Source organism: Sphingopyxis sp. RIFCSPHIGHO2_12_FULL_65_19 (genome assembly GCF_001830555.1).
GTDB lineage: Bacteria > Pseudomonadota > Alphaproteobacteria > Sphingomonadales > Sphingomonadaceae > Sphingopyxis.
Genome location: NZ_MIAM01000066.1, coordinates 21,086 through 28,652, shown reverse-complemented (window position 1 = coordinate 28,652; position 7,567 = coordinate 21,086). Strand labels below are relative to the sequence as shown.

General features: G+C 63.7%; 9 protein-coding genes and 1 tRNA gene. 5 read left to right on the top strand and 5 right to left on the bottom strand.

Going from position 1 to position 7,567, the window contains the following annotated elements; translation table 11 throughout:
• The 3 genes from A3E77_RS18440 to aroA all read right to left on the bottom strand — a co-directional run.
• Positions 1-1,287 (bottom strand): 30S ribosomal protein S1 (locus A3E77_RS18440; protein WP_293648803.1); only part of this gene is annotated, 1,287 nt, incomplete at its 3' end.
• 273 nt (positions 1,288-1,560) lie between these two features.
• A complete protein-coding gene (locus tag A3E77_RS18435; protein WP_293648800.1) occupies positions 1,561-2,190 on the bottom strand; it encodes a (d)CMP kinase in 630 nt (209 codons plus the stop codon).
• Positions 2,187-3,515, bottom strand: coding sequence for a 3-phosphoshikimate 1-carboxyvinyltransferase (aroA, locus tag A3E77_RS18430; protein ID WP_293648797.1), 1,329 nt, complete (start codon positions 3,513-3,515; stop codon positions 2,187-2,189). The genes A3E77_RS18435 and aroA overlap by 4 nt, the downstream gene beginning before the upstream one ends.
• 125 nt (positions 3,516-3,640) lie before the next feature.
• On the opposite strand from aroA, the gene A3E77_RS18425 reads away from it, so the two are divergent.
• Together A3E77_RS18425 and A3E77_RS18420 are read left to right on the top strand one after the other, a co-directional pair.
• On the top strand, positions 3,641-3,967 hold the full coding sequence (locus tag A3E77_RS18425; protein WP_293648794.1) for a TIGR02300 family protein: 327 nt from the start codon (positions 3,641-3,643) through the stop codon (positions 3,965-3,967).
• Between the two features lie 133 nt (positions 3,968-4,100).
• Positions 4,101-4,176 (top strand) — tRNA-Ala (locus tag A3E77_RS18420).
• 82 nt (positions 4,177-4,258) lie between these two features.
• Here the strand turns inward: A3E77_RS18420 and A3E77_RS18415 are convergent.
• On the bottom strand, positions 4,259-4,645 hold the full coding sequence (locus tag A3E77_RS18415; protein ID WP_293648791.1) for a hypothetical protein: 387 nt from the start codon (positions 4,643-4,645) through the stop codon (positions 4,259-4,261).
• A 211-nt stretch (positions 4,646-4,856) separates the two neighbouring features.
• On the bottom strand, positions 4,857-5,303 hold the full coding sequence (locus A3E77_RS18410) for an RrF2 family transcriptional regulator (RefSeq protein ID WP_293648787.1): 447 nt from the start codon (positions 5,301-5,303) through the stop codon (positions 4,857-4,859).
• A 152-nt stretch (positions 5,304-5,455) separates the two neighbouring features.
• On the opposite strand from A3E77_RS18410, the gene A3E77_RS18405 reads away from it, so the two are divergent.
• The 3 genes from A3E77_RS18405 to A3E77_RS18395 are packed head-to-tail and all read left to right on the top strand — an operon-like array spanning position 5,456 to position 7,349.
• Positions 5,456-6,013 carry a hypothetical protein gene (locus tag A3E77_RS18405; protein WP_293648784.1) on the top strand — a complete coding sequence of 186 codons (558 nt, stop codon included), beginning with the start codon at positions 5,456-5,458 and terminating at the stop codon, positions 6,011-6,013.
• Positions 5,997-6,713 (top strand): COG3904 family protein, encoded by a 717-nt coding sequence (locus A3E77_RS18400; protein ID WP_293648781.1) that lies wholly within the window; start codon positions 5,997-5,999, stop codon positions 6,711-6,713. Before A3E77_RS18405 ends, A3E77_RS18400 begins: the two co-directional genes overlap by 17 nt.
• A gap of 33 nt (positions 6,714-6,746) precedes the next feature.
• Positions 6,747-7,349, top strand: coding sequence for an HD domain-containing protein (locus A3E77_RS18395; protein WP_293648778.1), 603 nt, complete (start codon positions 6,747-6,749; stop codon positions 7,347-7,349).
• The last annotated feature ends 218 nt before the right edge of the window (positions 7,350-7,567 follow it).

Here is a 7,567-nt window from a genome sequence, read left to right as displayed (position 1 = left end):
GTCGAGAACGACGACCTGCACGGCCTCGCCCTTGCGGTGGAGGTGCAGCGCTTCTTCGCCCGAGATGCCCCATGCGATGTCCGACATATGAACCATGCCGTCCACGTCGCCCGGCAGGCCGACGAACAGACCGAATTCGGTCGCGTTCTTGACTTCGCCTTCGACGACCGAGCCGATCGGATGCGTTTCCGCAAACGCGCCCCAGGGGTTCGACTGAGCCTGCTTCAGGCCCAGCGAGATGCGGCGCTTGTCGCTGTCGACTTCGAGGACGATGACATCGACTTCCTGGCTGGTCGAAACGATCTTGCCGGGGTGGACGTTCTTCTTGACCCACGACATTTCGCTGACGTGGACCAGGCCTTCGATACCGGGTTCCAGTTCGACGAACGCACCATAGTCGGTGATGTTCGTGACGGTGCCCGACAGCTTCGCCCCGACCGGGTATTTGGCGGCGACGCCTTCCCAGGGATCGCTTTCCAGCTGCTTCATGCCCAGGCTGATGCGCTGGGTGTCGCGGTTGATGCGGATGATCTGCACCTTGACGTTGTCACCGATGTTGATGACTTCGCTCGGATGGTTGACGCGCTTGTAGCTCATGTCGGTGACATGCAGCAGGCCGTCGATGCCGCCGAGATCGACGAACGCACCATAATCGGTGATGTTCTTGACCGCGCCTTCGATGATCTGACCTTCTTCCAGGTTCTGGATCAGGCCCGAACGCTGTTCTGCGCGCGTTTCTTCGAGGATGGCGCGGCGCGACACGACGATGTTGCCGCGGCGGCGATCCATCTTGAGGATCTGGAACGGCTGCGGCAGGTCCATGAGCGGGCCGACGTCGCGCACGGGGCGGATATCGACCTGCGAACCCGGAAGGAACGCCACGGCGCCGCCAAGGTCGACGGTGAAGCCGCCCTTGACGCGGCCAAAGATGACGCCTTCGACGCGGGCTTCCTTGTTGAATTCTTCTTCCAGGCGGTCCCAGGCGGCTTCGCGGCGAGCACGGTCGCGCGACAGCATGGTTTCGCCATTGGCATTTTCGACGCGGTCGACATAAACTTCGACTTCGTCACCGACGTTGATGTCGGCCTTCTGGCCCGGCATGGCGAATTCGCGAAGCGGCACGCGGCCTTCGCTCTTCAAACCAATGTCGATCACTGCCAGGTCGTTTTCGATCGCGGTCACGGTGCCCTTGACGACGCGGCCTTCAAAGCCGCCATCAGCACCACCCAGCGATTCGTCGAGCATCGCGGCGAAATCGTCGCGCGTCGGAAAAGCCGTTGAGGCCATAGAGATAATCCTTACTTCATTGTTCCGGCCAAGCGGTTGGTTCCGCTGGTCTTGTGGCCGATCCGTCCTGTCCGCCGGATGCGAAACGGGACATCCTCCGGACGCTATGCTGGACAAGGCACGGGCAAAGCAAAATGGGCGCGGCGGGTATGTCCCGTCACGCCCGACGCTCGAGTCAGAGCGGCGGTTCGTCCGTGCCTCGACCGGCCAAAAGCCCGTCGGACGGCGCGCCTATAGTCCGCACGCCCTGCAAAAGCAAGGCGGAAAGCCGCCTCAGCCGCGGCCCTTGGCGCGTTCTTCGACAAAGGCGATCGCGGCGGCGAGGGCGGCGTCGCGGTCGAGGCCGCTCGTGTCGAGCAGCATCGCATCGGGTGCGCGGAGCAGCGGCGCATCGGCGCGGCCGGTGTCGCGCGCGTCGCGGGCGTGAACGTCGGCGAGCACCGCATCGACGCTGACGTCGACGCCGCGCCCGCGCATCTCGGCATGGCGGCGGCGGGCGCGTTCGTCGGGGCTGGCGGTGACGAACAGCTTGGCATCGGCGTGCGGCGCGATGACGGTGCCGATGTCGCGCCCGTCGAGCACCGCGCCGCCCGGCTGGTTGGCGAAATCGACCTGCCGCTGGAACAGCGCCTTGCGCACCGCGGGGTGGACCGACACCCGGCTGGCGAGGCCGCCGGTCGTTTCATAGCGCAGCGCCGGGTCGTCGAGCAGGCTGTCCGGGAAATCGCAGGCGGCGAGCGCATCTGCTGCCTTGTCGGCATCGCCATGGTTCAGCTGTGTCTGATAGCCGACGGCGCGATAGAGCAGTCCGGTGTCAAGCACCGGCAGGCCGAAGTGCGCGCCGAGCGCCTTCGCAATCGTCCCCTTGCCCGACGCGGTGGGGCCATCGACGGCGATGATCATTGCTGCAGCCCGGCGAGCAGCGCCTCGAAATTGGGAAAGCTCGTTGCGACGGGGGCGATGTCGTCGATCGTCACCGGCGCGCGGCTGACGAGCCCGGCGACCGCGAAGCTCATGCAGATGCGGTGGTCGAGGTGTCCCGCGATGGTTGCGCCGCCGGGCAGCGGGTCGCCGCCGGTGCCGTCGATGACCAGTCCGTCCTCGCTCTCCGCGACCCGCGCCCCGATGGCCGCGAGGCCGGTTGCCATCACCGCCAGGCGGTCGCTTTCCTTCACGCGCAGCTCGTCGAGGCCGGTCGTCGTCGTGCGGCCCTCCGCCAGCGCGGCGGCGACGAACAGGATCGGGAACTCGTCGATCATGCTCGGCGCGACGGCCGGATCGACGGCGATGCCCGTGAGCGCGCTATGGCGGACGCGCAGGTCGGCGACCGGCTCGCCGCCGACTTCGCGCGCGTTTTGCAGTTCGATGTCGCCGCCCATCTGCCGCAGCACATCGACCAGGCCCGCGCGCGTGGGGTTCAGGCCGACGTTGGCGATGGTCACATCGGACCGCGGCACGATCAGCGCGGCGACGATGAAGAAGGCCGCTGACGACGGATCGCCGGGGACGACAATCGTCTGCGGCTGCAATTCGGCCTCGCCGACGAGGCGGATGTGGCGGGTGCCATCGCGGTCGGTCTCGACCGTCAGATCGGCACCGAAGCCGCGGAGCATCCTTTCGCTATGGTCGCGGGTCGGGACGGGTTCGATCACTTCGGTGATGCCGGGGGTGTTGAGGCCGGCGAGCAGCACCGCGCTCTTGACCTGCGCCGACGCCATCGGCAGCCGGTAGGAAAGGGGAATGGCCGGGGCAAGGCCGCGCACCATCAGCGGCAAGCGGCCGCCCGGCGAAGCCGAAATGTCGGCGCCCATTTGCGACAGCGGGTCGATGACGCGGCCCATCGGGCGGCCCGACAGGCTGGCGTCGCCCACGAAGGTCGCGGTGATCGGGTGGCTCGCGACAAGGCCCATGAGCAGGCGGGTCGAGGTGCCGCTGTTCCCCATTTCGAGCGCTTCGCGTGGCTGGAGCAAGCCGCCGACGCCGACGCCGTGGATGCGCCATTCGCCGTCGTCGCGCCGTTCGATCGACGCGCCCATCGCGCGCATCGCCGCAGCGGTCGCGAGCACGTCATGCCCTTCGAGCAGCCCGGTAACGCGGCTTTCTCCGATCGCCAGCGCGGAGAGCATCAGCGAGCGGTGCGATATGCTCTTGTCTCCCGGAATCGCGATCCCACCTTTCAGCGGAACGGAGGAGGAAAAGCTGCGCGGGGTGGCGGTTTGTTCGGTCATGGCGTGCGGCTTTTGACAGCGGCCCTGCAATCTGGCAAGGCGCACGCCGATTTGACGGATAGCTATTCACCATCCGTTGCTCTTCCGATATTCTTATCCTGTTTCCAAAGGGTTACGAGGCATATATGATCAAGGCTGAATGGGGCACGAAGCGTAGCTGCCCGAAATGCGCAACCCGATTCTATGATTTGACGAAGGATGATCCGATCAGCTGCATCAATTGCGGCTATAGTTGGATTCCGGAATCGGTGCTGAAATCGAAACAGCCGATGCCGTTCGAGGAAGCCGAAAAGCCCGGCAAGGTCGCCAAGGAAGAGGTCGTCGCCGACGAGGATCTGGACCTGGACGTCGATGTCGACGAGGATAGCGATTCGCCCGATAACGACGTTGACCTGGGCGGCGACGACGATCTGGGCGTCGCGACAGGCGACGACGAGGACGACGAAAGCTGATCCTTCCCGCAGGGGGCAAAAAAGCATCGAAAGATGATTTGGCCCCTTGCATCGCGCGGCGGCGCTGCTAAAGGCGGCGTCCCGGTCGCAGGCAGCCAAGAAGATTGGCGATGGCGGCACGGCGAAATGGTACGGGGCCTTAGCTCAGCTGGGAGAGCGCCTGCATGGCATGCAGGAGGTCAGCGGTTCGATCCCGCTAGGCTCCACCATTACAAAAGGCCCGCGAAAGCGGGCCTTTTTTGTTGCTCGCGCTCGTTTGGTCGAGGATCTGCCATGGCGGTTTTGGGGTGGTTAGCTGTCGTTCGTTGCTAGCGGTCCGGGCTCGTTAGTGACTGCGAAGCGGGCGCGCTCAAAATCGATCTTTGACGTGTCCTCTAGACCGACCGCATATCCCTCTAGGACTGCTATGCCATCACCCTCCAGGTGAAGGATAATCCCAAGGCCGTAATCCAGCCGCTCGACGCTGAGCCACACATCTTTCTGAGATGCCTGACGTTTCCGGACAATGTCAGTACCACCGAGTCCCGGATCTATCTCCACGAAGATCCCGCCACCTGTATTGTCCCTTGAACGCACCTTGCCGTGGATAGAAAGCTGATCGACAATCGCTGCCCATTCGGCAGACTCTGTCCCGATCGCCTCAAGGGCTGCCAGTTCCAAAGGCCAAAAGTCTGTCACAGGAGCTGATCATTACTCAATTTCCAGACGTCCGCAATCGGTCGCTGGTCGGAGAACCTCTCTGACCGTTCGCGTCGAGCGAAGTCGAGACACATATCGAAATAGCGCGACGCCGAGGGGCATCTCGACTTCGCTCGATGCGAACGGGGCAGGACAGGCCAGAGCATTCACTTCCGGTCCAAAACGTCCATCAAACCGCGCTGCAGCGCCGCTATCCGGCCGCCTCTTCCTTATCGAACAACGGCTCCATCTTGATCGGATCGGCAAGGGTGATGCGGTCGAGGATCGCCGCGGTGTCGTCGCGGACTTTCAGCATCAGGCTGCGCATCCGGCATTCCGCTTCGGGCAGGCAATTCTTGCAATGTTCGTGGGCGTTGCGCGCGGCGCAGGGGACGAGCGCCAGCGAGCCGCGCGTCAGGCGGACCAGGTCGCCATAGCTGATGTCGATGGGGGAAAGGGCAAGCTGGTAGCCGCCGTCGCGCCCGCGCTGCGAGATCAACAGCCCCTCGCGGGCCATTTCGGACAGGATCACGGTCAGGAATTTGGGCGGGATATTCTGCGCCTCCGCAATATCCGCCAGCTGGACCTGCCCCTTGCCCCAATGGTCGGCAAGATGCTGGAACGCGCGGATCGTATAGCGGGTTTTCTGCGAGAGCATGGCGGCGTTACTGTGACATATTCAGCGTTAATTCAACCTGTCTGGATGACAAATGTTGCAAGGTTGATGAAAATCACAGCGGATGGCATGAACCGCGCCTATAAAGGTCGCATGGTTGCCCGGTTTCGGGCGCGGCAAGGGTGATTGCGATGATGCGTAAACTATTGGCTGCTCCGGCCGTCATGGCGGCCTGCCTGCTCGCGGTGGCACCGGCACAGGCCCAGTTCGGAAGCCTGCTTCGCAAGGTGACGACCCCGGCACCGAAACCGAGCGAGGACGATAATGGCGGCTGTCCCAAGGGCAAGAAGGGCAACAGCATCGGCCGCAACATCCTGGGCAATGTCATCAACGACGCGGTCGGCGACGCGGCGAGCAAGGCCGGCGTCTATTCCTATGTTCCGATCGGTGAAGTGAGCGGGACGCTCACCGATGCGATCGCCTGCCGCCTCGACCCGGCCGAACAGGTGCAGGCCGCGGCCGCAACCGAAGAGGCGACGCGTGGGGAAGAGGTCGGCGCCACCGCAAATTGGACCAGCGGAACGCGCGCCAATGTCAGCGGGTCGTCGACGGTCGCAGCGAAGAACGAACTGGCCGACGGAACCCAGTGCATGAACGTCACCGACATCATCATCGTCGAGGGCGAAGAAACGCGCGTATCGAAACGAATGTGCAAGGGGCCGGGGCAGGCGCGCTATGTCCTTGCCGCATAAACTCGTTCGGGCGGCGGCGGCGGCCGGACTGCTCGCCTGCCTGACCGGCGCGGCGACGCCGGCGATGGACCCCGCCAACCCGACCTGTCCGCTGACCCCCGACTGGTCGGCCAACACGATGATGAAGCTGACGCCGGTGGCAAAGAAGGGCGGCAAGGTGCTGCTGGCCGAGGGGCGGATCGACGCCGGACTGCCCGACCGGCTGAACGCCGCGCTCGCCGCCAATCCCGACGTTAGCGAGGTCTGGCTGCGTTCGCCGGGTGGCGATGCGCGCGCGGGCAATGCCGCGGGGCGCGTTATCCGTTCGAACTTCGGGTTGGTGACCCGCATTCCCGCGGGCTGGGCGTGTTTCAGCGCGTGCAATTTCGTCTTCATGGGCGGCCAGCCGCGCATCGTCGATCCGGGTGGGCTGTTCATCGTCCATATGTTCACGCGCACCGGCGATCGCCAGTCGATCGACATGAGCGTCGCGATGGGCACCGACGCGACGCGCGAGCTGATCGGCGACATCGAACAGGATGCGGCATTGCTTGCCAGCGAGGACAATGATTTCCTGATCCGCATGGGCGTGTCGCGCAAGCTGTTGACCGAGGTCATGTATCAGCAGAAGGCGCTGGCGAACGCCGACGACAAATCGACGCGGCGCTGCCTGACGCAGGCGGAGGTCAAGGCCTATAACGTTGCAAATAACAACGAATAAGATAGGCTGCGCCTCAAAATAGGAGAGGCTGCCATGAACGAGATGACGCACGACCATGCGACTTTCCGGTCGATGATCGAAGGGACGCAGGACGACTGGGACATTATCGCGCGCGAGCAAAAGGAATTCGCGCCGCAGAATGGCAAGCGCATCCTCGATCACCTCAAGCTGCTGGGCGGCGATTATGGCGGCTTTCCGGTCGACCGACTGGAGCATTGCCTGCAAACCGCAACGCGCGCGCACCGCGATGGTCGCGACGAGGAATATGTCGTGATGGCGCTGCTCCACGACATCGGCGACACGCTGGGCGCGTTCAATCACCCCGACGTCGCGGCGGCGATCCTCAAACCCTTCCTGTCAGAAGAAAATCTGTGGATCGTCCAGCATCACGGGATCTTCCAGGGCCATTATTTCTTCCACTATCTCGGGCTCGACCGCGACATGCGCGACCAGTTCAAGGACAGCCCTTATTATGCGGCGTGCGCCGAATTTTGCGAAAAATATGACGCGCCGGCGTTCGACCCCGATTATGACAGCGAGACCATCGAGTTTTTCGAGCCGATGGTGATGCGGATCTGCGGTTATCCGAAGAACAGCATCTACAAGAAGGTGATGGTCGAGGAAGCGGCGGAGTAGATTTCGTCGGCAGTTCGTCATCCCGGCGAAGGCCGGGATCTCGACTGTGAGACCCCGGCCTTCGCCGGGGTGACGATGTAGGTTGGCTGGGCTTACTTCCCCTTGAACTCGGTTTTGCGCTTCTGCTGGAACGCCATGATGCCTTCCATCGCGTCGGCAGTGCCGCCTGCGATGAACTGACCCTTGGCTTCGGCGTCGAGCGTCGTCGCGAAATCCTG

Excerpts from the sequence above, each read along its gene's own strand:
- A3E77_RS18435 (WP_293648800.1), bottom strand. The coding sequence starts at position 2,190 with ATGATCATCGCCGTCGATGGCCCCACCGCGTCGGGCAAGGGGACGATT.
- aroA (WP_293648797.1), bottom strand. The coding sequence starts at position 3,515 with ATGACCGAACAAACCGCCACCCCGCGCAGCTTTTCCTCCTCCGTTCCG.
- A3E77_RS18425 (WP_293648794.1), top strand. The coding sequence starts at position 3,641 with ATGATCAAGGCTGAATGGGGCACGAAGCGTAGCTGCCCGAAATGCGCA.
- A3E77_RS18410 (WP_293648787.1), bottom strand. The coding sequence starts at position 5,303 with ATGCTCTCGCAGAAAACCCGCTATACGATCCGCGCGTTCCAGCATCTT.
- A3E77_RS18405 (WP_293648784.1), top strand. The coding sequence starts at position 5,456 with ATGCGTAAACTATTGGCTGCTCCGGCCGTCATGGCGGCCTGCCTGCTC.
- A3E77_RS18400 (WP_293648781.1), top strand. The coding sequence starts at position 5,997 with ATGTCCTTGCCGCATAAACTCGTTCGGGCGGCGGCGGCGGCCGGACTG.
- A3E77_RS18395 (WP_293648778.1), top strand. The coding sequence starts at position 6,747 with ATGAACGAGATGACGCACGACCATGCGACTTTCCGGTCGATGATCGAA.